At 55.9% G+C, this 1,048-nt stretch carries 1 protein-coding gene; it reads left to right on the forward strand.

What is annotated here, in order from left to right:
* Positions 1–175: 175 nt before the first annotated feature.
* On the forward strand, positions 176–1,048 hold an 873-nt coding region (gene ltrA, locus DES29_RS12320; RefSeq protein WP_113854957.1), incomplete at its 3' end, for a group II intron reverse transcriptase/maturase.

A 1,048-nucleotide genomic window follows, 5' to 3' on the forward strand; every position in this document is an offset into this window, starting at 1 on the left:
AGTAGGCCGTTCACTCTCGCGTAAGTCGGTGGCCGAAGGCGAACAGCAGGGATCTCAGGTGAGTACCTCGCCGCCGAGGAGAAAGGACCGGAAGTCCCGACTCTGAGGGAGGCGCAAATGGGCAGAGACCAAAGCGGCGAATGAAAGGCGGACGAAAGCAAGGAGGAAATATTCAGTGATCACACTGGATCAGGTGCTCTCAGGGAGAAACATCCTGCGAGCCATCAAACAGGTGGTTTCCAATAAGGGGGCTCCGGGCATTGACGGCATGACTGTCGACCAATACGAAGCTCACCATCGGAGACACTGGCGGAGCATTGCCGAACACATCAGGGCGGGAAGCTATATTCCGGCTCCGGTGCGTCGCGTGGATATTCCCAAGCCGAACGGAGGAACGAGAATGCTCGGCATTCCGACGGTGCAGGACCGCGTGATACAGCAGGCAATAGCTCAGATACTTGTCGAAGCTTATGACCCCCACTTCTCGAACTCAAGTTACGGGTTCCGCCCTGGCCGAAGCGCCCTCGAAGCGATCGAACAGGCCTCTCGGTACATCAAGGAGGGAAAGAACTGGGTGGTGGAGATGGACTTGGAAAAGTTCTTCGACACCGTGAACCACGACCGCTTAATGGCGCGCCTAACTAAACGGATCAAGGACAAGGCCCTGCTGAAGCTAATTGGGCGTTATTTACGCAATGGCATCATGCAGAACGGTCTTGTCTCGCCCCGAGAGGAAGGTACGCCGCAAGGCTCAAACCTTAGCCCGATTCTGTCGCTGATCGTCCTCGACGAGCTCGACAAACACTTGGAGGGCCGAGGGTTGAGTTTCTGCAGATATGCTGACGACTGCAACCTGTTTGTCAGCTCTCGGCAGGCCGGGGAACGTGTACTGGAAAAGACGATTAAGTTCATAGAGGGAACGCTCAAACTGCGGGTGAATCGCAGTAAGAGCGGCCTCTTTCGTCCTTCGAAGTCCAAATTTCTCGGATATACGTTCGTGGGAACGTCAGGGGCGCCGCGTGTCGCTAAGGCGAGCTTTGCACGACTT

The sequence above is a fragment of the Sutterella wadsworthensis genome, from assembly GCF_003315195.1.
Taxonomy (GTDB): Bacteria; Pseudomonadota; Gammaproteobacteria; order Burkholderiales; family Burkholderiaceae_F; genus Sutterella; species Sutterella wadsworthensis.